Origin of the sequence: Novosphingobium sp. Gsoil 351 (genome assembly GCF_009707465.1) — a bacterium.
GTDB lineage: Bacteria > Pseudomonadota > Alphaproteobacteria > Sphingomonadales > Sphingomonadaceae > Novosphingobium.
Genome location: NZ_CP046120.1, coordinates 2,110,093 through 2,130,786 on the forward strand (window position 1 = coordinate 2,110,093; position 20,694 = coordinate 2,130,786).

General features: G+C 67.0%; 25 protein-coding genes. 13 read left to right on the top strand and 12 right to left on the bottom strand.

Annotated elements, in window-relative coordinates:
• Positions 1 to 84: 84 nt before the first annotated feature.
• The 4 genes from GKE62_RS10205 (at position 85) to pheT (ending at position 5,535) form a co-directional block, all read left to right on the top strand.
• The gene (locus tag GKE62_RS10205; RefSeq protein WP_230206622.1) at positions 85 to 975 is read left to right on the top strand and encodes an AraC family transcriptional regulator; all 891 of its coding nucleotides are present in this window, start codon (positions 85 to 87) and stop codon (positions 973 to 975) included.
• Positions 976 to 1,076: 101 nt separating this feature from the next.
• On the top strand, positions 1,077 to 1,967 hold the full coding sequence (locus GKE62_RS10210) for an AraC family transcriptional regulator (protein ID WP_154692148.1): 891 nt from the start codon (positions 1,077 to 1,079) through the stop codon (positions 1,965 to 1,967).
• A 53-nt stretch (positions 1,968 to 2,020) separates the two neighbouring features.
• Positions 2,021 to 3,151 carry a phenylalanine--tRNA ligase subunit alpha gene (gene pheS / locus GKE62_RS10215; protein WP_154692149.1) on the top strand — a complete coding sequence of 377 codons (1,131 nt, stop codon included), beginning with the start codon at positions 2,021 to 2,023 and terminating at the stop codon, positions 3,149 to 3,151.
• On the top strand, positions 3,148 to 5,535 hold the full coding sequence (pheT, locus tag GKE62_RS10220; RefSeq protein ID WP_154692150.1) for a phenylalanine--tRNA ligase subunit beta: 2,388 nt from the start codon (positions 3,148 to 3,150) through the stop codon (positions 5,533 to 5,535). The genes pheS and pheT overlap by 4 nt, the downstream gene beginning before the upstream one ends.
• Before the next feature lie 11 nt (positions 5,536 to 5,546).
• Here the strand turns inward: pheT and GKE62_RS10225 are convergent, their stop codons facing one another.
• Positions 5,547 to 7,073 (bottom strand): fumarate hydratase, encoded by a 1,527-nt coding sequence (locus tag GKE62_RS10225; RefSeq protein ID WP_154692151.1) that lies wholly within the window; start codon positions 7,071 to 7,073, stop codon positions 5,547 to 5,549.
• A 167-nt stretch (positions 7,074 to 7,240) separates the two neighbouring features.
• On the opposite strand from GKE62_RS10225, the gene GKE62_RS10230 reads away from it, so the two are divergent.
• Genes GKE62_RS10230 through GKE62_RS10245 form a run of 4 tightly spaced genes read left to right on the top strand, consistent with a single transcriptional unit; the run spans position 7,241 to position 10,286 of the window.
• The gene (locus GKE62_RS10230; RefSeq protein ID WP_154692152.1) at positions 7,241 to 7,843 is read left to right on the top strand and encodes a protein-L-isoaspartate O-methyltransferase; all 603 of its coding nucleotides are present in this window, start codon (positions 7,241 to 7,243) and stop codon (positions 7,841 to 7,843) included.
• A 4-nt stretch (positions 7,844 to 7,847) separates the two neighbouring features.
• Positions 7,848 to 9,302: a TolC family outer membrane protein gene (locus GKE62_RS10235; protein ID WP_154692153.1), complete on the top strand. Its 1,455-nt coding sequence runs from the start codon at positions 7,848 to 7,850 to the stop codon at positions 9,300 to 9,302.
• Positions 9,303 to 9,354: 52 nt separating this feature from the next.
• Positions 9,355 to 9,903, top strand: coding sequence for a DUF2497 domain-containing protein (locus tag GKE62_RS10240; RefSeq protein WP_154693669.1), 549 nt, complete (start codon positions 9,355 to 9,357; stop codon positions 9,901 to 9,903).
• A 14-nt stretch (positions 9,904 to 9,917) separates the two neighbouring features.
• The gene (locus GKE62_RS10245) at positions 9,918 to 10,286 is read left to right on the top strand and encodes a ferredoxin (protein ID WP_154692154.1); all 369 of its coding nucleotides are present in this window, start codon (positions 9,918 to 9,920) and stop codon (positions 10,284 to 10,286) included.
• Here GKE62_RS10245 and GKE62_RS10250 read toward each other — a convergent pair.
• Positions 10,283 to 10,579 carry a hypothetical protein gene (locus GKE62_RS10250; protein WP_154692155.1) on the bottom strand — a complete coding sequence of 99 codons (297 nt, stop codon included), beginning with the start codon at positions 10,577 to 10,579 and terminating at the stop codon, positions 10,283 to 10,285. The genes GKE62_RS10245 and GKE62_RS10250 overlap by 4 nt on opposite strands.
• Positions 10,580 to 10,678: 99 nt before the next feature.
• On the opposite strand from GKE62_RS10250, the gene GKE62_RS10255 reads away from it, so the two are divergent.
• Genes GKE62_RS10255 through xth form a run of 3 tightly spaced genes read left to right on the top strand, consistent with a single transcriptional unit; the run spans position 10,679 to position 12,251 of the window.
• Entirely contained in the window at positions 10,679 to 11,110 is a 432-nt protein-coding gene (locus GKE62_RS10255; protein WP_154692156.1) for a CBS domain-containing protein, read from the top strand.
• A gap of 31 nt (positions 11,111 to 11,141) precedes the next feature.
• Entirely contained in the window at positions 11,142 to 11,474 is a 333-nt protein-coding gene (gene erpA, locus GKE62_RS10260; protein WP_154692157.1) for an iron-sulfur cluster insertion protein ErpA, read from the top strand.
• Positions 11,475 to 12,251, top strand: a complete 777-nt coding sequence (xth, locus tag GKE62_RS10265) for an exodeoxyribonuclease III (protein ID WP_154692158.1) — start codon at positions 11,475 to 11,477, stop codon at positions 12,249 to 12,251. It begins immediately after the preceding gene.
• A gap of 28 nt (positions 12,252 to 12,279) precedes the next feature.
• Here the strand turns inward: xth and GKE62_RS10270 are convergent, their stop codons facing one another.
• The 10 genes from GKE62_RS10270 to GKE62_RS10315 all read right to left on the bottom strand — a co-directional run bounded on the left by GKE62_RS10270 (position 12,280) and on the right by GKE62_RS10315 (position 18,800).
• A complete protein-coding gene (locus GKE62_RS10270; RefSeq protein ID WP_230206623.1) occupies positions 12,280 to 12,873 on the bottom strand; it encodes a cell wall hydrolase in 594 nt (197 codons plus the stop codon).
• Positions 12,874 to 13,129: 256 nt separating this feature from the next.
• Positions 13,130 to 13,477 carry a DUF1491 family protein gene (locus GKE62_RS10275; RefSeq protein ID WP_154692160.1) on the bottom strand — a complete coding sequence of 116 codons (348 nt, stop codon included), beginning with the start codon at positions 13,475 to 13,477 and terminating at the stop codon, positions 13,130 to 13,132.
• Entirely contained in the window at positions 13,474 to 14,004 is a 531-nt protein-coding gene (locus GKE62_RS10280) for a PaaI family thioesterase (RefSeq protein ID WP_230206624.1), read from the bottom strand. The genes GKE62_RS10275 and GKE62_RS10280 overlap by 4 nt, the downstream gene beginning before the upstream one ends.
• Positions 13,991 to 14,452: a PTS sugar transporter subunit IIA gene (locus GKE62_RS10285; RefSeq protein ID WP_154692161.1), complete on the bottom strand. Its 462-nt coding sequence runs from the start codon at positions 14,450 to 14,452 to the stop codon at positions 13,991 to 13,993. Before GKE62_RS10285 ends, GKE62_RS10280 begins: the two co-directional genes overlap by 14 nt.
• 142 nt (positions 14,453 to 14,594) lie before the next feature.
• Positions 14,595 to 15,155, bottom strand: a complete 561-nt coding sequence (gene hpf / locus GKE62_RS10290; protein WP_154692162.1) for a ribosome hibernation-promoting factor, HPF/YfiA family — start codon at positions 15,153 to 15,155, stop codon at positions 14,595 to 14,597.
• A gap of 44 nt (positions 15,156 to 15,199) precedes the next feature.
• Positions 15,200 to 15,889, bottom strand: a complete 690-nt coding sequence (gene dnaQ, locus GKE62_RS10295) for a DNA polymerase III subunit epsilon (RefSeq protein ID WP_154692163.1) — start codon at positions 15,887 to 15,889, stop codon at positions 15,200 to 15,202.
• A gap of 41 nt (positions 15,890 to 15,930) precedes the next feature.
• A complete protein-coding gene (gene coaE / locus GKE62_RS10300) occupies positions 15,931 to 16,545 on the bottom strand; it encodes a dephospho-CoA kinase (RefSeq protein WP_154692164.1) in 615 nt (204 codons plus the stop codon).
• On the bottom strand, positions 16,542 to 17,366 hold the full coding sequence (locus tag GKE62_RS10305) for a shikimate dehydrogenase (RefSeq protein ID WP_195908336.1): 825 nt from the start codon (positions 17,364 to 17,366) through the stop codon (positions 16,542 to 16,544). The genes coaE and GKE62_RS10305 overlap by 4 nt, the downstream gene beginning before the upstream one ends.
• Positions 17,366 to 17,950 carry a nucleoside triphosphate pyrophosphatase gene (locus GKE62_RS10310; RefSeq protein WP_154692165.1) on the bottom strand — a complete coding sequence of 195 codons (585 nt, stop codon included), beginning with the start codon at positions 17,948 to 17,950 and terminating at the stop codon, positions 17,366 to 17,368. Before GKE62_RS10310 ends, GKE62_RS10305 begins: the two co-directional genes overlap by 1 nt.
• Before the next feature lie 10 nt (positions 17,951 to 17,960).
• Positions 17,961 to 18,800 (bottom strand): pyruvate, water dikinase regulatory protein, encoded by an 840-nt coding sequence (locus GKE62_RS10315; RefSeq protein ID WP_154692166.1) that lies wholly within the window; start codon positions 18,798 to 18,800, stop codon positions 17,961 to 17,963.
• 325 nt (positions 18,801 to 19,125) lie between these two features.
• On the opposite strand from GKE62_RS10315, the gene hemE reads away from it, so the two are divergent.
• On the top strand, positions 19,126 to 20,154 hold the full coding sequence (gene hemE / locus GKE62_RS10320; RefSeq protein ID WP_154692167.1) for a uroporphyrinogen decarboxylase: 1,029 nt from the start codon (positions 19,126 to 19,128) through the stop codon (positions 20,152 to 20,154).
• An 11-nt stretch (positions 20,155 to 20,165) separates the two neighbouring features.
• Positions 20,166 to 20,609 carry a CopD family protein gene (locus tag GKE62_RS10325; RefSeq protein WP_154692168.1) on the top strand — a complete coding sequence of 148 codons (444 nt, stop codon included), beginning with the start codon at positions 20,166 to 20,168 and terminating at the stop codon, positions 20,607 to 20,609.
• Positions 20,610 to 20,694 lie beyond the last annotated feature (85 nt).

A 20,694-nucleotide genomic window follows, 5' to 3' on the forward strand; every position in this document is an offset into this window, starting at 1 on the left:
GAATCGCTTTACGACAGTCCCGCAGCCGCCATACTGTTGCGCAAGGGATCGCCAACAACAACAAGACGAGGGGACGCGGGCCGCGTGAGCGCTGATTGCCAGGTCGATGTGCGGTTTCATCAACCGCCGGAAGCCTTGCGCGCTTACTTCACCACGTTTTATTCGACCGAGGTGACCTTGCCGCCCGGCGAGCGGGTGGTCGACTATCTTCATCCCGAATGGGCCGGGATACGCATCATCACCGGCGACCTTCCCGATGCCGAAATCGCGGGACGCGAACCGCTGCCGCCCACCGCCTTCATCGCCCAGGGACCGACCAGCACGACCGTTCGGTTCACCGCGGGAAGCCTGCGGCTGTGGGGCATCGGGCTGCTTCCGCTGGGATGGGCGAAATTCGTCGGAACGCCCGCCGACCGGCTCGCCGACGTCCTGGTCGACGGACACGATCACCCGGACTTCGCCGAATACGCGCCGCTGGCAGACAGCTTGTTCGGGGCGGATCCCGATCCCGCCGCCGAACTGGAGCGAATCACCCGCTTCTTCGCCGCGCGGGTCGACCGCAAGGTGCCCGACGAGTCCCGCATCGTGGCGTGTCACGACGCACTCATCGATCCCGACGTGGCGACCGTGGCCGAGATGGCCGAGCACACCCGGCTACCGTCCTACACCCTCGAACGGACCTGCCGCCGCCACTTCGGGTTTCCGCCGCAGCTGCTTTTGCGGCGCCAGCGGTTCATGCGCAGCCTGGTCCAGTTCATGCTCGATCCGTCGCTCAAGTGGATCGGCGCGATCGACGCTCACTATCACGATCAGGCGCAGTTCGTGCGCGACTTTCATCGCTTCATGGGGATGAGTCCGCGCGAATACGCCAACGCACCGCACCCGATCATCGGCGCGGTCATGCGCAGCCGGTTCGAAGCGGCCGGCGCCGCCGTCCAGGCGCTGCATGTCCCGACCGCCAGAAATTCCGTTTGATAGCAGCTTGATCGTTCGCGCTTTTGACGGCAAAGGCCTGCCAGGTGTCGGGGGGCGAATGGCAACGATCGGCTTGCCATGAGCATAGCGGGTCGCAAGAAATGTCATCCGACAGCACGGTCACGGTGCATTTCTTTCAGCCGCTGGCGGCGTTGCGCCCCTATTTCACCGCGTTTTACCTGACCGAAATCGATGCCGCGCCCGGCGTGCTGGTCGATGACTACCTCCACCCCGAATGGGCTGCGATGCGGTTTACCGACGGTCCGCCACCGATCGCCAGCGTCGGGCCGGGGCCGTTGGTGGCGCAATGGCCGTTCGTAGCCAACGGTCCGACCAGTAAGGCGATTCATTTCGGCTGCGAGAAATCGCGGATCTGGGGCCTGGGTCTGCAACCCGCGGGCTGGGCGAAGTTCATCCCCGAAGGCGCCGACAAGCTCGCCAACCTCACCGTCGATGGCACCGTTCATCCCGCGTTCGCGCGGTTTGCCCCCCTGATCGAGAAGATCTTCGATGGACGGCACGATCCCGCCGCCGAAGCCGCGCGGATCAACGCCCACCTGATGACGATGATCGATCTTGCGGTGCCGCATGCAGCGCAAATCGCCGAGGTCCACGAAACGATCCTCGATCCGGAAGTGGCGACGGTTTCGGAACTCGTCGAACGCACCGGGCTGGCGCTCCACTCGCTCGAGCGGCTGACCCGGCGCTATTTCGGCTTCTCGCCCAAGCTGCTGCTGCGCCGCCAGCGGTTTCTGCGCAGTCTGGCGCAGTACATGCTCGACCCCTCGCTCAACTGGATCGGCGCGATCGACGGGCAATACCACGACCAGGCCCAGTTCGTGCGGGATTTCAAGGCGTTCATGGGCCTCAGCCCGCGCCAGTACGCGGCGCTGCCGCACCCCATCCTGCATCCGATCATGCGCCAGCGGATGACCGACGCGGGCGTACTGCAACCTTCCGATCTGCCGACGATCGCCCGCTACGCCGACTAGCGGCGCGCGGCCATCGCCGCTAGGAAGCGCGCTTTCGCGAACCCTGGAACCTCATGAGCGACATCGAAACCCTGGCCGCCGAGGCCGACCGCAGCATCGCCGCCGCGCCCGATCTGGCCGCGCTCGAGGCGCTGCGGGTCGCGCTGCTGGGCAAGCAGGGCAGCGTCTCGGTCCTGCTCAAGACGCTGGGCGCGATGTCGCCCGAGATGCGGCAGAGCGAGGGGCCGCGGATTCACGCGGTGCGCGAACGCGTGACCGCCGCCCTCGCCGCGCGCAAGGCCGCGCTCGAGGCCGCCGCGCTCGACCTGCGGCTCGCCTCCGAAACGATCGACCTGACCCTGCCCGCGCCCGAAGCCCCGCGCGGCGCGATCCATCCCGTCAGCCAGGTGATGGACGAACTCGCCGAAATCTTCGCCGACCTGGGCTTCGCGGTCGCCACCGGGCCCGAGATCGAGGACGACTGGCACAACTTCACCGCGCTCAACATGCCCGAGACGCACCCCGCGCGGGCAATGCACGATACGTTCTATTTCCCCGACCAGATGGCCCAAAGAACCGGCGAGGGGGACGCCGGCAAGATGCTGCTGCGCACCCACACCTCGCCGGTGCAGATCAGGACGATGGTGGCGCAAGGCGCACCGGTGCGAATCATCGCGCCAGGTCGCGTCTATCGCAGCGACAGTGATGCGACTCACACACCGATGTTCCACCAGATCGAAGGCCTGGTGATCGACCGCGGCATCCACCTCGGCCACCTCAAGTGGACGCTCGAGACCTTTCTCAAGGCGTTCTTCGAGCGCGACGACATCGTCCTGCGCCTGCGCCCGAGCTACTTCCCGTTCACCGAGCCGTCGGTCGAAGTCGACGTCGGCTGGGAGAACGTCGGCGGCAGGCGGGTTCTGGGCGGCGACGGCGATGCACCCGGGCACGGCTGGATGGAACTGCTCGGCAGCGGCATGGTCAGCCCGCGCGTGCTCAAGTTCTGCAACCTCGATCCGAACGAGTGGCAGGGTTTCGCTTTCGGCGTGGGGGTCGACCGGCTGGCGATGCTCAAATACGGGATGGACGACCTGCGTGCGTTCTTCGACGGCGACCTGCGCTGGCTGCGCCACTACGGCTTCTCGGCGCTCGACGTGCCGACGCTGTCCGCGGGCGTGGGGGCCCAGAACAGGATGGCGCCATGAAATTCTCGCTCTCCTGGCTCAGGGACTTCCTCGAAACCGACGCGACGGTCGAGGCGATCGCCGCCAAGCTCAACGCCATCGGGCTCGAGGTCGAAGGCGTCGAGGACCCGGCCGCGCGGCTGGCGGGGTTCCGCGTCGCGCGCGTGCTCACCGCCGAGCGCCATCCCAACGCCGACAAGCTGCAGGTGCTGTCGGTAGATGCCGGCCCAGATTTCAATGGGAGCCGGCCGCTCCAGGTCGTCTGCGGCGCGCCGAACGCGCGCGCGGGGCTGATCGGCGTGCTCGGGCTGCCCGGCGCGGTGGTCCCGGCGGGCGGGTTCGAGCTCAAGAAATCAGCGATCCGCGGGGTCGAATCGAACGGGATGATGTGCTCGAGCCGCGAACTCGAACTCGGCGACGATCACGACGGGATCATCGAGCTGCCCGGTGACGCGCCGGTCGGCCAGGCCTATGCCGACTACGCCGGATCGGACCCGGTGTTCGACGTCAGCGTCACTCCAAACCGCCCCGACTGCATGGGCGTCCACGGCATCGCGCGCGATCTTGCGGCCGCGGGGCTGGGCACGCTCAAGCCGCGCGCGATCCCGCAGGTGCCCGGCGCGTTCCCCTGCCCCACCGAAATCCGCACCGACGATCCCGATGGCTGCCCGGCGTTCCATGGCCGGGTGATCCGCGGCGTGACCAACGGCGCCTCGCCCGCGTGGCTGCAGGCGCGGCTCAAGGGTGCGGGGCAACGCCCGATCTCGGCGCTGGTCGACATCACCAATTACGTGATGCTCGGCTGGGGCCGCCCGGCGCACGCCTACGACCTGGCGAAGCTGACCGGCGCGGTCGTCGCGCGGCGCGCGGCGGATGGCGAAGGGGTGACCGCGCTCAACGGCAAGCACTTCGTGCTCGACCACGAGATGACCGTGATCGCCGACGACATGGGCGTCCACGACATCGCCGGGATCATGGGCGGCGAGCATTCGGGCTGTTCGGACGCCACCCGCGACGTGCTGCTCGAGGTCGCGTACTTCGATCCGGCGCGGATCGCGCGGACCGGCCAGACGCTGGCGCTGGCCAGCGACGCGCGCAGCCGGTTCGAGCGCGGGGTCGATCCCGGGTTCGTCGAGCCGGGGCTCGAACTGCTGACCGCGCTGATCCTCGAGATTTGCGGCGGCGAAGCGTCGGATGTGGTCCGGGCCGGGGCACCGCCCGCCGCGCAGCATACCGTGAGCTACGATCCCGCGCTCTGCGCGCGGCTCGGCGGCGTCGACGTCATGCCGTCACGCCAACGCGAGATACTGGAAAGACTGGGCTTTTCGGTGGTCGAGGGCGATGCGCACTGGGTCGTCACCGCCCCCAGCTGGCGCCCCGACATCGACGGCGCCGCCGACCTGGTCGAGGAAGTCGTCCGCATCCACGGGCTCGACAACGTGCCGTCCACCCCGCTGCCGCGCGCGGACGGCGTGGCCCGGCCGACCGCCACCCCGGCGCAGGCGATCGAGCGCAAGGTCCGCCGCGCCGCCGCTGCGCGCGGGCTGGTCGAGACGATCACCTGGTCGTTCCTGAGCGACGCCGAAGCCGAGGCGTTCGGCGGCGGGGCATGGAGCCTGGCCAACCCGATCAGCGAAGACCTCAAGGTCATGCGCCCCTCGCTGCTCCCCGGCCTGCTCTCGGCCACCCGCCGCAACCTCGATCGCGGCGCGGCGAGCGTGCGGCTGTTCGAGGTCGGGCGGCGTTATCTGGCGGATGGCGAGCGTCCGACGCTGGGGCTGGTGTTGGCGGGCGAGCGCACCGCGCGCAGTTGGGCTGGGGGCAAGGCGCAAGCGTTCGACGCCTTCGACGCCAAGGCCGAGGCGCTCGCGCTGCTGGCCGAAGCGGGCGCGCCGGTCGACAATCTTCAAGTCATGGGGGAAGCGGGCGGGCAGTTTCATCCCGGCCAGTCGGGCACCTTGCGGCTTGGCCCCAAGACCGTTCTGGCGCGGTTCGGGATGCTCCACCCGGCGACGGCGCGCGCGTTCGATCTCGACGGACCGGTCGCGATGGCCGAGCTGTTCCTCGACGCGATCCCGGCGCGCAAGGCGACCGGCTTCGCTCGCCCCGCCTTTACCCCGCCCGCGCTCCAGGCGATTACCCGCGACTTCGCGTTCCTCGTGCCGTTGGCGCTGCCCGCTGGCGACCTGGTCCGCGCGGTGCGCAACTGCGACAGGGCCAACATCGTCGCCGCACGCCTGTTCGACGATTTCCGCGGCGCGGGCGTGCCCGAGGGACACAAGTCATTGGCGGTGGAAGTGACGCTCCAGCCAGGCGAGAAAAGCTACGACGAGGCCGAACTCAAGGGGATCGCCGAACGGGTTGTCGCCGCGGCCGCAAAGCTGGGTGCTGCGCTGAGGGGCTAGCGTCGCACGCGCTACACCCCTTCCAGCAACCCTTCCCTGGCGATCCGTTCCTTCCACTCCAGCGGCGCGAGCTGGTGGACGTTGTTGCCGGCCGAATCGACCGCCACGGTCACTGGCATGTCCTTGACGGTGAACTCGTAGATTGCCTCCATCCCCAGGTCCTCGAACCCGACGACCTTGGATTGCTTGATCGCCCGCGCGACCAGGTACGCCGCGCCGCCGACCGCCATCAGGTAGGCGACCTTGTGCTTGGCGATGACCTGGGTCGCGCCCTGCCCCCGCTCGGCCTTGCCGATCATCGCCAGCAGCCCGAGGTCGAGCATCATGTCGGTGAACTTGTCCATCCGCGTCGCGGTGGTGGGTCCGGCGGGGCCGACCACCTCGCCCATGATCGGATCGACCGGGCCGACATAGTAGATCGCGCGGCCCCTGAAATCGACCGGCAGCTCCTCGCCCTTGGCCAGCATGTCCTGGATCCGCTTGTGCGCGGCATCCCGCCCGGTGAGCATCGCACCATTGAGCAGCAGCCGGTCGCCGTGCTTCCAGCTCTGCACTTCTTCGGGCGTCAGGTGGTCGAGATCGACCCGCCGCGCCGCCTTGTCGGGCGCCCAGGTGACCTTGGGCCAATCGTCGAGGTTGGGCGTCTCGAGGAAGCTCGGCCCCGATCCGTCGAGAGTGAAGTGCGCGTGGCGAGTGGCCGAGCAGTTGGGGATCATCGCCACCGGCTTGCCCGCGGCGTGGCATGGCCATTCCTTGATCTTGACGTCGAGCACCGTGGTCAGGCCGCCCAGCCCCTGCGCGCCAATGCCCAGCGCGTTGATCTTGTCGTAGAGCTCTACCCGCAGCTTCTCGGTATCGGTCTGGGGCCCACGGGCCTTGAGCTCGTGGATGTCGATCTCCTCCATCAGCGATTCCTTGGCGAGCAGCAGCGACTTCTCCGCCGTCCCGCCGATGCCGATCCCGATCTGGCCCGGCGGGCACCACCCCGCGCCCATCGTCGGGATCGTCTCCAGCACCCAGTCGACGATCGAGTCGCTGGGGTTCATCATCTTGAACTTCGACTTGTTCTCGCTGCCCCCGCCCTTGGCCGCGACATCGACGCTGACCGTGTTGCCGGGCACGAATTCGACATTGAGCACGCACGGGGTGTTGTCGCGGGTGTTGCGGCGGGTGAACGCAGGGTCGGCGACGATCGAGGCGCGCAGCTTATTCTCGGGGTTGTTGTAGGCGCGGCGGACCCCTTCATCGACAACCTCCTGCATCGATCTGGCGCTCTCCAGCCGGCAGTTCTGGCCCCATTTGAGGAAGACGTTGACGATTCCGGTGTCCTGGCAGATCGGGCGATGCCCCTCGGCGCACATCCGGCTGTTGGCGAGGACCTGGGCCATCGCGTCTTTCGCAGCTGGGTTGGCCTCGCGCTCCCACGCCCCGCCGAGCGCGCGGATGAAGTCCATCGGGTGGAAATAGGAGATGTACTGGAGCGCGTCGGCGACGCTTTCGATCAGGTCCTCTTCGCGGATCGTCACCATTTCGCTCATCGTCAACCTCCCGTGAAGTCATCCGACGAAACGCATACCCCTGCCGTCGAGTGCTGCCAAGAAGCGCTTGGCGCGGGTGCGGGGTTGGCTTAGATACCACGCGATTGCCCCGGTGTGTTGTTCATGCAATACAGCCGAGCCACGGGGCGCATGAGGGTTGTTTTGCAATGACGGTGCTGACCGAACCGGCGCTAGATTCCGCCGTGGGCATGGACGCGGCCCGGCGCGCGATGATCGACAGCCAGCTGCGCCCCAGCGGGGTCAACGATCCCGCGGTGCTCGCCGCATTCAATCGCGTACAGCGCGAAGACTTCGTGCCCGCCTCCGCGCGCGCTGTCGCCTATATGGACCGCGCCGTTCCGCTCGGCGCGGGCAAAGTGCTCGCCCCGCCGCTCACCCACGGGCTGATGCTGATGGAAGCCGCACCGGCGACGGCGGACCGCGCGCTGCTGGTCGATGGCGGCAGCGGCTATCTGGCCGCGTTGCTGAAGCCGCTGGTGGGATCGCTCGAGGTGATCGAGCCAGGCGCAGCAGCCAGCGGCGATGGCTACACCCTGATGATGATCGACGGCGGGATCGAGCAATTGCCGGATGCCCTGGCCGCCAAGCTGGGCGACGACGGCCGGGTGATCACCGGGCTGATCGAACGCGGCGTCTCGCGTCTCGCGACCGGGCGCAAGGCAGCGGCCGGCGTCGGCTTTCTCACGCTGGGCGAAGCCGATTTCGCGGCGCTTCCCGAATATGCCCTACCGGCCAAGTGGAGCTTCTGAGGCGATGCGTCGCACGATACTGAAAACGGCGCTGCTTGCCGGCGTGGCGCTGAGCGCCGCGCCCGCGCTGGCCAATCCCGATACGCTGCAGGAAGCGCTGGTTTCGACCTACCAGAACAACCCGACGCTGCTGGGCGCGCGGGCGCAGCAGCGCGCGGTGGACGAAGGGGTGCCGATCGCGCGCGCCGACGGTCTGCCGTCGGTCAACGCCACCGCGCAATACGTCGAGTTTCTCAAGCAGAGCTCGAACAACTTCACCGCCCCCGCACGGCAGGTGGGGGCCAACGTCGATCTGAGCGTGCCGATCTATTCGGGCGGGGCGGTCAAGAACGGGATCCGCGCGGCCAAGACCCGAGTGGAAGCCGGGCAGGCGGACTTGCGCGGAACCGAAGCCTCGGTGTTCAGCCAGGCGGTGGGCGCGTACATGGACGTGCTGCGCGACCAGGCGATCGTCGGCCTCTCCGCGAACAACGTGAAAGTGCTCGAGGTCAACCTCAAGGCGGCGAGCGACCGTTTCGAGATCGGCGATCTGACCCGCACCGACGTCGCCCAGTCGAACTCGCGGCTCGCGCTGGCGCGCGGCGACTACCGCACCGCGCAAGCCAACCTCATCTCCAGCCGCGAACGCTATATCCAGATCGTCGGCAAGCCGCCGGTCGATCTCCAGCCGCCCCCGCCGCTGCCGGGCTTTCCGGCAAGTGTCGAGGATGCCGAAGACGTCGCGCTGGCGAACAACCCTGATCTTGTCGCGGCGAAAGAGCGGAGCAAGGCCGCCGGATACGACATCGACGTGGCCGGTGCCGGACGCCTGCCCAAGCTGAGCGTGTTCAGCGGGGGGGCCTACACCAACTATCTCAACACGCTGGGCGGCAGCGCAGGTGCGGGGGTGTCGTTCGCCCAGACCGCGACGACCGCGCAAGCCGGGGTCCGCGCGACGATTCCGATTTTCCAGGGCGGGCGCCCCGCGGCGCAGGAACGCCGCGCCCAGGCGCAGGCGGCGCAGACCTACGAGAACGAGATCGCGGTCGAGCGCGACGTGATCGCCCAAGTGCGCAGTGCATGGTCGTCATACCAGGCGGCCACGGCGATCATCGCGACGAATCAGGTGGCGGTCGATGCGGCCGCGCTCAGCCTCGAAGGGGTGCGCGCGGAGAACACCGTGGGCAATCGCACGATCCTGAATATCCTCGACGCCGAGCAGGAGCTGCTGCGCGCCCAGGTCCAGTTAGTTACCGCGCGGCGCAACGCCTATGTCGCGGGATTCACGCTGCTCGCCGCGATGGGCCGGGCCGAAGCCGACGACCTCGGGCTCGACGCGGGCCCGCTCTACGATCCGGAAGTTAACTATCGGCGGGTAAAGGGCAAAATCTGGGATTGGGCTCACGACCCCGATCCCAAGGCGCAGGCCACCCGAACCGTTGACACGCTTCCCCAGGACGCGTCTATTCCGCCGCAATAGTTCACGCTCCGGCAGGGGTTGCCGGTCGGGCAGGGTGTGGAGTGACGTCATGATGCGCCAGGCAGGCGAGCCATCGGTCGAGGAAATCCTTGAATCGATCAAGAAAGTGATCGCGCGCGACAACCGCGCCGAGGCCGAGCAGGTCCGCCGCCGGCGTGAAAGCACCGGCGTGGCCGACCGCGCCGATCCGCTGGCTCCGGCGGAGGCTTTCGCCGACGAGGGTCCGGTCCCCGTTCTCGAGCTCACCGCCGCGGAAATGGCGCCCGCCACCGCCGAGCAGGATTATAGCGAGATGGATGATTCCACCGATGACGGAACCGCTGACGCACCGCGCGAAGATGCCGTGCCGCCTCCGGTCGATGAGCCCCTGCTGGCCGAAACCGCGCGCTCGTCCGTCCGCGAATCGCTGACCGCGCTGGCGATGCTGGCCGAACCTGGCGCACGTCCGCAGATCGTCCGCTCGGGCGAAACCTCGCTCGAAGGGCTGACCCGCGAACTGCTTCGCCCGATGCTGGCCGAATGGCTCGAGAAGAACCTGCCCGCGACGGTCGACCGGCTGGTCGCGGCGGAAATCAGCCGGATCGTCGGCAAGCGCAGCTAGCCCACACCGCTTTCATGCAAAACCCGCCCGATTCGGTCGCGCTCGCCGCGCGCGTGCTCGATAGCCTGGGCGGGTTCGACACCCGGCGGCACATCTTCCTGTGCTGCGATCAGTCCAAGCCCAAGTGTTGCGCCAAGGACCGCGGCCTCGCGGCCTGGGACTACCTCAAGCGGCGTCTGAAGGAACTGAACCTTGCCGAAAAGGGCGGGGTCCAGCGAACCAAGGCGGACTGCCTGCGGGTGTGCGAGGCCGGTCCGGTGGCGGTCGTCTGGCCGGAAAACGTCTGGTACCACTCGTGCGACCCGCCGGTACTGGAACGAATCGTTCAGGAGCACCTGATCGGCGGCGTGCCGGTGGAGCAATACCGGCTTCAGCGGCCCTAGAAGGGCTCGCGCTCATCCTCCAGCGGATCGAGGATCGCCTCGTCGTGGCCGGTGCCGCTGGACAGGAACACCAGCCCCATAAGCGCGGCCATCAGCATCATCGCCACCCCGATCCCTAGCGCGGTGGCGATGTAGAAGTGGATCGAGACCACGCCGTCGTGGCGGTACAGTCCCCACAGGCACACGATGACGGTGATCAAGGTGATCCCGCCCATGAACTTCATCAGCCGCCTGTAGCGCGCCCAAGCGAAGTGGGCGTTGTCCGGATCGTCGAGCGGGGACCAGCGATTCATGGCTTTCAGATGGGCTTATGCCGGCCCGCTGGCAAGGCCGCCCGTTTCGTGGCATCATCGGGCCACTCCCTGACGAGGGCTGGCGAAAAGGAGACGGCAATGACGATAGCCAGGCTTATCGCGGGCCGCAGTCCCGAGATCTGGTCGTGCCATGCCGATGACAGCGTCGCTGATGCTGTCGAGATGCTGGCGACGAAGCGAATCGGGGCGCTGCCGGTGCACGACGCAGGCAACAGCGTTGCGGGCATATTTTCCGAACGCGATGTGCTTTACTGCCTCAACACCAAGGGCGCCGCCGCGCTCGACCTCAAGGTGCGCGAGGTCATGACCGCCACCCCGATCACGATCACACCCGGCACCCAGGTACTCGAGGCTCTCGGGTTGATGACCCGGCGGCGCATCCGGCACCTCCCGGTGGTCGATGGCGGCGCGCTGGTCGCGTTCGTTTCGATCGGCGACCTGGTGAAGTACCGCATCGACAGCATCGAGGCCGAAGCCGAGGCTCTGCGCAGCTATATCCAGACCGCTTGAGCGGAGGCTGCAGCATCCCTATCTGGGGAAGATGGAAATCGCCCCAATCACGCTCGCACCCAATGCCGCAAGGCGCGTCGCGACGATCGCGGCCAAGCAAGGCAAGCCCGCGCTGTTGCGACTGTCGGTGGAGGGCGGCGGCTGCTCGGGCTTTCAATACAAGTTCGAGCTGGCCGAAGCGCCGGATAGCGATGACGCGGTGAGCGAAACCGACGGGGTCCGGCTGGTCGTCGACGCTGTCAGCCTCGATCTCGTTTCGGGCTGCGTGGTCGACTACGTCGAATCGCTTGGCGGATCGGCATTCCAGGTTAGCAATCCCCAAGCCGCCAGCGGTTGCGGGTGCGGTTCGAGCTTCAGCATCTAGGTGCGGATCGCCAGCTATAACATCAACGGGGTGAAGGCGCGGCTGCCGCGGCTGCTCGAGTGGCTTCAGGAAACCCGACCGGCGGTCGCCTGCCTGCAGGAGATCAAGAGCCAGGACGAGAGCTTTCCCGGCCACGAATTCGAAGCGATCGGCTATCACGCGATCTGGCACGGCCAGAAGGGCTTCAACGGCGTAGCCATGCTCGCCGACGGGGTGGCCCCGGTCGAAGTCCAGCGCGGCCTTCCCGGCGATCCCACCGACGACCATTCGCGTTATATCGAAGCCGACGTCTTCGGGGTGCGGGTGGCGTGCATCTATCTGCCCAACGGCAATCCCCAACCCGGACCCAAATTCGACTACAAGCTGGCGTGGATGGAGCGGCTGCGCGCGCGGATGCGCGAACTTCTGGCCAGCGAGGTGCCGGCGGTCGTGCTCGGCGATTACAACGTGATTCCGCAGGACAAGGACGTCTGGTCGCCCGTCGCGATGGCTGCCGATGCGCTGATGCAGCCGCAATCGCGCGACGCGTATGCCAGGCTACTCCACGATGGCTGGACCGACGCGATCGACATACTCAACCCGCGCGGCGGCGTGTGGACGTTCTGGGACTATCAGGCAGGCGCCTGGCAGCGCGACCACGGCTTTCGTATCGATCACGCGTTGCTCTCACCCGCACTGGCCGACCGGCTGGTCGCGGCTGGAGTCGACAAAGAGCACCGCGGCCGCGAGAAGGCCAGCGACCACGCGCCGATGTGGGTCGAATTGCGCGACCGATGAGCATGCCTCCCGCCAGGGAGGAATCGGTTCAACGATAGAAGATGTGGTTGTCGATCCGGGCTAGGCGAGTCAGCCGCCAGTTGGGCGAGACGCGCGCGGCGTGAAAGAACAGCGCGCCTTCGACCGGGCTCTTCCAGCTGCCTTCGTGGGCGATGCGGGCGATCCGCGCGGCTTCGGTCCAGGCGCGGCCGGACTTGTTGATCGCGGGCATGCCGTGTCCCTGGACGAACGAAAATTGCGAACGCTGGTAGACCACGCCGCAATAGCTGGCGGGGAAGCGGCCCGACTTGGCGCGCGCGACGATGACGCGCCCGACCGCAAGCTGGCCGGCCAGAGTCTCGCCCTTGGCCTCGAAATAGATCGCCCCGGCCAGGCAGGCCAGTTCGTTGGAGAATTCGCTGGGTGTGGCGGTCTGGGCCACCAGTTGGGAAAGCGACGCGGCATCGACAGGGGCCGGAGCCGATACGGCTTCATCGGCGACGGCTTCGACCGCCGCAGCGGGAAGCGGCTGGACAACCGGCTGACTGGCGAATCCGGGGGCCGATGAGATTTCGGCAGGTGCTGCGGGGAGCGGCTGGGCCGCTGCACCGGAACCCTCGCCGGTGACGAGGGTTGTGATCAAAGTCGCAGCAACGGCAAGCGTGCTGGCGTAACGAAGCTTGTTGCTTCTGGGCTTGGTAGTCATTGAATATCTGCATTGGGCGGTGAGCGGCCCGACGCACGATATGATCGGGCCATACTCCGCGCGTTGACCGCGCGGGACCCCGCCAAGATCGTGCCGGCGACCCCCCGTCTGCGTGCTTGCGCCCGAGCCAAAAGCCCTGATCGCCGCCTGCGCCAAACTGGAAGCCCAGCGAGTATTGTGCGGTGCAGCAGAGTCAAGCCGCCGTTGGTGAATCCCGGATGAACCGTTCGGGATTCGGGACGTCCAGTTCGACGATCCACAGGTCGTCGTCCTGGGCCGCGCGCCGGGTCAGATATTCATCGAATTCCGTTTTATTTTCAGGGTCTTGAGTGCGATTGAGGGTCCATGCGCGGATGCCGTCCGGTTGCGGCATTCGTTCGTAAAGCGTCGGATTCGTTCGTGAATCCCGCAGGACAAGCAAGATTGTTCCAGCGTCGCGCTCGCCCTTGGCGATGATCGTGGCGAAGCCACCAGCGCCCGCGACTCGCCGCATCAGCCCCGCCACTTCGAGGTGCGTCGGCAGCCGCGCCTCCTCGCTCACTCAGAATAGCCCGCCGCGTATCCGGGCAGGCCAGAGAGGCCAATATGCGAGCGCATGAAGGTCCCGGTGCCGCGGCCGATCATTTCGCCCTCCTCGTCGGTCAGCCAGGCCTCGGCGACCAGCACACGCCGCCGCCCGCTGATCCAGCGGCCCTGCGCGACCACATCGCCCGCACGGACCGGGCGGGTGAAGTGGAGGTTGAACGACGTGGTCAGCAGGAAGCGGTCGGTGACCAGAGTGTTGGCGGCATAGAACGCCGCATCGTCGAGCATCTTGAAATAGATCGTGCCGTGCGCGGCGCCCGCGGCGTGAAAGGTTTCGGGCGTGATCGCGAAATCGATCCGCGCGCGGCCTTCGTCCGCGATGCTCATCGTCGAGCGGAAGATCCGGTTGATCGGCGCGCTGGCGTAGAGCCGCTCAAGCGCGCGGTAGTGAAACCCCGCGCCGCCCTGTTCGCCAGCGCGGCCTTGCGGATCCGGCGGCGTCGCGGTCGATGGCCCTAAGCCGCCCTGGTCAGGCGGCGTCACGGTCGATTACATTGCAGAGTAGGCCGTAGATCGCCTCGGCATCGGGCGCGGCCTCCAGATTGGCACGCATCCGCTCGTCGCGCATCATCCGGCTGATCGCGGCGAGCGCCTGAAGATGCGAAGCGCCGCCCTGATCGGGCGAGAGCAGGCCGAAGACCAACCCCACCGGCATGCCGTCGGCAGCCTCGAACGCGACCGGGGCATCGAGCCGAAGAAATGCCGCGACTGGCTCGGCCACCCCCGCAATCCGCGCATGCGGACTGGCCACACCACGGCCGAAGCCGGTACTTCCCAGCCGCTCACGCTCCTCGATCCGCTCAAGCACGTCGCCACGATCGAGACCGTAGACCGCTGCGAAGCGATCCGCGAGCGCGCCGAGCACCTGCGCCTTGTCGGTCACGCGCAAGGTCGCCACCGCGTCAGGTTCGAGTTGGAAAAGATGGGCCATGGACAGTTCGCTTCAATCAGCCGTTCAGCGGCCGCAACCATCGCAACGCGCGAGTGCGCCGGCCAGCGCCGCGCCATCGCGCCTCAGGATGTTTCCGGTCTCGCGGCTTCCGGCAGCAACCCCGCCAACAAGCGAGGTTCGGTCAGCGCGGTTCGACCCAGCCGATCGAGCCATCGCCCCGCCGATAGACCATATTATGCAGCCCGGTTCCAGCATTTTTGAACAACAGGGCGTTGGTGTTGCGCAAGTCGAGCATCATCACCGCGTTGCCCACGGTGGCCTCGGGCACATCGACCTTGGTCTCGGCGATCACCAGCGGAGCATCGCCTGCTTCATCGGCGTCGTCGGCGCCGTCGAACACGGTATAGGCGGCCTCTTCCTCGCGTGCGGCCACCGCCGTCTGGCCATGGTGATCCTTGAGGCGGCGCTTGTAGCGGCGCAGCTGGGTCTCGATCTTGTCGGCCGCCTGATCGAGCGCCTGGTGGGCGTCTTGCGCTATCGCGTGGCCCTTGAGGATCAGGCCCTGCATCACGTGGGTGACGATGTCGCAGCGAAACGCGCCCTGTGGAGCCTTGCCCAGCGTGACCTGCGACGACAGGGCGCGCGAGAAATGCTTTTCGACTATGCCCGTCAAGCGCTCTTCGGCGTGCCCCTGCAATGCCGAGCCGGTGGCGATCTGGTGTCCCGAAACGCGGATATCCATCGTTTTTGTCTCCATTTGCGGCCTCCTGGCGGGGCTGCTTGAGGTCAACGCGCCGAGAGCCATAACGGCGCGGCAAGCGTGGCGACGAAAGCGGCATGGCGGGCGAGTTCGCCCTCGCTCGCGGTATGCGGACGCGGTGCGCGGAACACGCGCTGGCGCTGGGTGATGGCCGAACTCGAAGCGTCGTTGGCGGCAGCCTCGGCCACCAGTCCCAGCCCGATCTGACGCCCTCCGGTCAGCTCGACGTAGAGCTGCGCGAGCAGCTCGGCATCGAGCAGCGCGCCGTGCTTGACCCGGTGGCTGCGATCGATCCCATAGCGGCTGCACAGCGCGTCGAGGCTCAGCTTGGCGCCAGGATGGCGGACCTTGGCCAGCGCGACGGTGTCGATCATCCGGGTACGGCAGACCGGGTCCATCGCGCACAGGCTGAGTTCCATGTTGAGGAAACCGAAATCGAACCCGGCGTTGTGCGCGACGAGCTTGGCGTCGCCGAGGAATTCGATCAGCTCGGCCGCCTTTTCGGGGAACGGCGGCTTGTCCGAGAGAAACACATCGGAAAGCCCGTGGACCGCCTCGGCCCCCGCGGGCATCGAACGGCCCGGGTTGAAATAGGCATGATAGGTGCGCCCGGTCGGAACCCGATTGATCATTTCGATGCAGCCGATCTCGACCAGCCGGTCCCCGCCTTGCGGATCGAGCCCGGTGGTTTCGGTATCGAAGATGATTTCGCGCATTGGTGAACTCTATATCGACCCGACGGGCGCGGCTGGCAAGCCTACTTGGGCGGCGGCCATGGCCCATTTTCGCGCAAATGCGCCACGAGCGCGTCGATTTGAGCGCGGGTCTCGCCCACCTGCACCCCGGTATCGATCACGAAATCGGCGCGCGCGCGCTTTTCGCCATCGGGCACCTGGAGCGCCAGGATCTTCTCGAACTTCTCGATGCTCATCCCGGGCCGGGCGAGGACGCGTTCGCGCTGGATTGGGCCGGGGGCGGAGACCACCGCCACCGCGTCGAGGCCGTGCTGGCCGGTCTTCTCGTAAAGCAAGGGAATGTCGAACACGATGAGGGGCGCTTCGGCGTTGTCGGCGAGGAACGTGCGGCGCATTTCGGCGACTTCGGGATGGACGATGGATTCGAGGAGCTTGAGCTTGTCAGGATGGCCGAACACCGCCGCTCCCAGCTTCTGACGGTCTACGCCCAGCGCACCGGTCGTACCCGGAAAGGCACGTTCGATCGGGGCGAGACAAGCGCCGTCCGGCCCTTGCAACTCATGCACCGCGGCATCGGCGTCGAACACCGGCACCCCCAGCTCGCGCAGCATCCCCGCCACCGCCGACTTGCCCATCCCGATCGAGCCGGTAAGGCCAAGGATGAACGGCTTGCTCATGCGGTAAGAAGGGCGCGGAGTTCGGCATCGTGCTCGCGCGGGGCAGGCTGGCCGAAGAATTTTTCGAAGGCTGCGGCGGCTTGTCCGATCAGCATGGCGAGACCGTCCACGGTGCGCAACCCAAGCGCATGGGCGGCTTTCAGCAATTCGGTTTCGAGAGGCGCATAGACCATGTCGAAAACCACCAACGCGGGGTTGGCCAGATTGTCGATGATGGCCTGAGGTAAATCATCTTTGCCGGACATGCCCAGCGAGGTCGCGTTGATGATGACTTCGGCGCACTGGATATTGAGTGGATCCTCCAATGGTCTCGCGCAACCGCCCAGCCCAAACTCGTCGAGCAAGGACGATCCCAGCTCATGATTGCGCGCCGAGCTGTAGACAGTTGCCACCCCCCGCCGTTTGCATGCGGCGAAGGCCGCCCGCGCCGCGCCGCCCGTGCCGAGAATACACACGGTGCTGCCCGCCGGCATCAAGTTGACGGGCAGGGCCGCCAGAATGCCGGCAATGTCCGTGTTGGTCGCCGAGAGCCGCGCGGAGGTGGGGAAGACCGTGTTCACAGCCCCGGCCGAACAGGCTGGCTGGTCCAGATTGTCGACAAGCGCGATGCTTGTGACCTTGTGCGGAATCGTGATGTTGCATCCCCGCCAGTCCGCGTCTCCGCGCCTCCGCGCAAAATAGTCGGCCAGCTCGTCTGCCCCCACGTTACAGGCGCGATATTCCGCGTCGATCCCGAGCTTCTTCAGCCAGAAGTTATGGATCAGCGGCGACTTGGAGTGCGCGATCGGATCGCCGACCACCTCGGCATAAGGGCGACCCATCAGCCCAGCTCGCCATGATCTCGTAGTGCGCTCAAAAGCGGCAGCAGCGGCATGCCCAGCACGGTGAAGTGGCTGCCCTCGACGCGTTCGAACAGCTGCACTCCGCGCCCCTCGATCCGGAACACGCCTGCGCAATAGCCGACATCGGGCCACTCGGCGGCGAGGTAGCTCTCGATGAAATCCTCGCTAAGTATCCGGACTTGCAGCATTGCAACGTCGCCATGACGCCAAATGCAAGCGCAGTCGCGCGTCAGCACCGCCGCACTGTGAAGGCGCATGGGCTGGCCCGAGAACAGCCGGAGATGTTCGGCCGCCTCGTCCCGGCTACGGGGCTTGGCGAAAATCCGCCCGCAGACTTCGACCAGCGAATCCGAACCCAGCACAAGCCGCCCCGGCGCCGCCGCGCTGCCCGCCAGCGCCTTGGCCTCTGCCAGGATCATCGCGACTTGGGCGGGAGGAACCGCCACCAGTTCGCGGCGGATCGCGGGTTCGTCGACCGCGGCGGGGCGCGCCTCGAACCCCACGCCTGCGGCCTCGAGCATCGCCTTGCGCGAAGCGCTGGCAGAGGCGAGGATGAGCGTCATAGCGCCACACTCATATCGGCTTGCTCCCGCCGTCTGCCCCGTCGGACTGGCGCTCGTTGTAAAGGTTGATCACCGCCGCGGCTGTTTCCTCGATCGAGCGGCGCGAGACATCGATCACCGGCCAGCCGTTATCCGCGAACATCCGCCGCGCATACTGCACTTCCTTGGCGACATGGTCGGCATCCACGTAGGCGGTCTCGGGAGCCTGGCCGATCGACAGCAGACGGTTGCGGCGGACCTGCACCAGCCGTTCGGTGGCGGTGGTCAGACCGACCACCAGCGGGCGGCGCAAGCTGAACAGCGCCGCCGGCGGCGGGCTTTCGACGACGATCGGGATGTTCGCGGTCTTGTACCCGCGGTTGGCGAGGTAGATCGAGGTCGGGGTCTTCGACGAACGCGAGACTCCGGCCAGCACGATGTCGGCGGCTTCCCAGTTCTCCCAGTTGACCCCGTCGTCGTGGGCGATGGTGAACTGGATCGCCTCGACCCGCGCGAAATAGGCGGCATCCATCGCATGCTGGCGGCCGGGACGAACTTTGGCGCGCTGGCCGAGCAGGCCTTCGAGCGCCGCGTTCACCGCGTCGAGCGCCGCCACCGCGGGCAGGCCCAACGCGGCGCATTTGGCCTCCACCCGCTCGCGCATCCCGCCATCGACCAGGGTGAACAGCACCAGCCCCGGATTGGCGGATATTTCGGCCATGATCCGGTCGAGGTGTTGCTGCGAACGGACCATCGGCCAGAAGTGGCGGATGACTTCGGCATCGTCGAACTGGGCGAGCGCGGCCTTGGCGATCATCTCCAGCGTCTCGCCGGTAGAGTCGGACAGCAAGTGGAGATGAATCCGGTTCACCGGCCCTGCTATGGCGCAGGCCAAAGCCTGTGGAAAGCCATGCCACAAGCCCGTGGGCGGATCGGGGGACAATCCGGGTTGGCCGATCCGTTCGTCCAACGAGTCCTCGTCGCCGCGATTCCCCAACAGGCCGCCGGCGTTCCCCACAGGCTGGGGATAAGGCGGACAGCTTTGCTTTGACTCGGCCCGCGCGGCGAGTCGGGGCTTGCATTTTGGCCGGGTCCGCGTGAACAACTAAGGGATGGCGTCGCCGTCCCCGCTATCCACACCCCATCAGACTCCATCATCCATATATTCTCTTTTATTTTGATTCAGGGATGACCCGATGCCCGGCCTCCTGCTCGATACCTTGAACGGTGCCAACCGCGCCGAGCGACCGGTCTGGCTGATGCGCCAGGCGGGCCGCTATTTGCCCGAATATCGCGCCCTGCGCGCGCAGAAGGGCGGGTTTCTCAACCTGGTCGAGGACAGCGACGCCGCGGCCGAGATCACCCTCCAGCCGATCCGCCGGTTCGGGTTCGACGGGGCGATCCTGTTCTCGGACATCCTGATCGTGCCCTATGCGATGGGCCAGAACCTGGAGTTCCTCGTTGGCGAGGGTCCGCGCCTGTCGCCGCCGCTGGTCGATCGCGCGCTCGAGGACTTGCGCGCGGTGCCCGAGCGCTTCGCGCCGATCTACGAGACCGTCCGCAAGACCCGCGCCGGGCTGGGCGCCGACCGCACGCTGCTGGGCTTCGCGGGCAGCCCGTGGACCGTGGCGACCTACATGGTCGCGGGTGAGGGAAGCCGCGATCACCACGCCACCCGCGCGCTTGCCTATCGCGACCCGGCGGCTTTTCAGGCGATCATCGATGCGATCGTAGAGGTCACGCTCGAATACCTCGCCGGACAAATCGCGGCTGGGGCCGAGGCGGTGCAACTGTTCGACAGCTGGTCGGGAAGCCTCGCGCCCGCCGAGTTCGAACGCTGGGTCATCGCCCCGACCGCGCGGCTCGCCGCGGCGCTACGCCAGCGGTTTCCGCAGGTGCCGGTGATCGGCTTTCCCAAGGGCGCCGGCGCCAAGCTCGCAGCCTATGCGCGCGAGACCGGCGTATCGGCGGTGGGGCTCGACGAGACGATCGACCCGGTTTGGGCGCATCGCGAGCTGCCCGAGGGCATGCCGGTGCAAGGCTGCTTCGATCCGGTGCTGCTCGAAGCGGGTGGACCGATGATCGAAGTCCGCGCCCGCGCGATCCTCGATGCGCTGGCCGGACGTCCGCATGTGTTCAACTTGGGTCACGGTATTGGCCAGCATACGCCGATCGAGCATGTCGAGCAGCTCCTCGGCGTGGTTCGCAGCTGGCGGGCCAGCTAGGTGTCGGCGCCATGGATTGGGTACTCGGCATGACGTATCTCTGGCTCAAGGCCGGGCATGTGATCTTCGTGATCTTCTGGATGGCGGGGCTGTTCATGCTTCCGCGCTATTTCGTCTATCATCAGGAGAGCGCTCCCGGATCGCCCGAGAGCGCGCTGTGGGTGACGCGCGAGGCCAAGCTGCTGCGCATCATCCTGTGGCCTGCGCTGACGCTTGTGTGGCTCCTGGGACTGGCATTGGCAATCACGACGGGGGCGTTCGGGCAAGGCTGGTTCCATGCCAAGCTTGCCTTCGTCCTGGCGCTGACTGCGTACCATGTGTGGCTGGCCGGTTACGCCGCGGCGCTGGCCAGGGGCGAACGCAAGTTGAGCGGCAAGCGGCTGCGCCTGCTCAACGAAGTGCCGGGGATCGCCGCGGCGCTGATCGTGATACTGGTTATCGTCCGCCCGTTCTGAGCGGCCGTGCCCGATTGACTTGATCCGTTGCGCCGCTTATCTGAACGGCCTCTCCTCCGGTAGCGGACGGCGGCCCAGCCCCGTC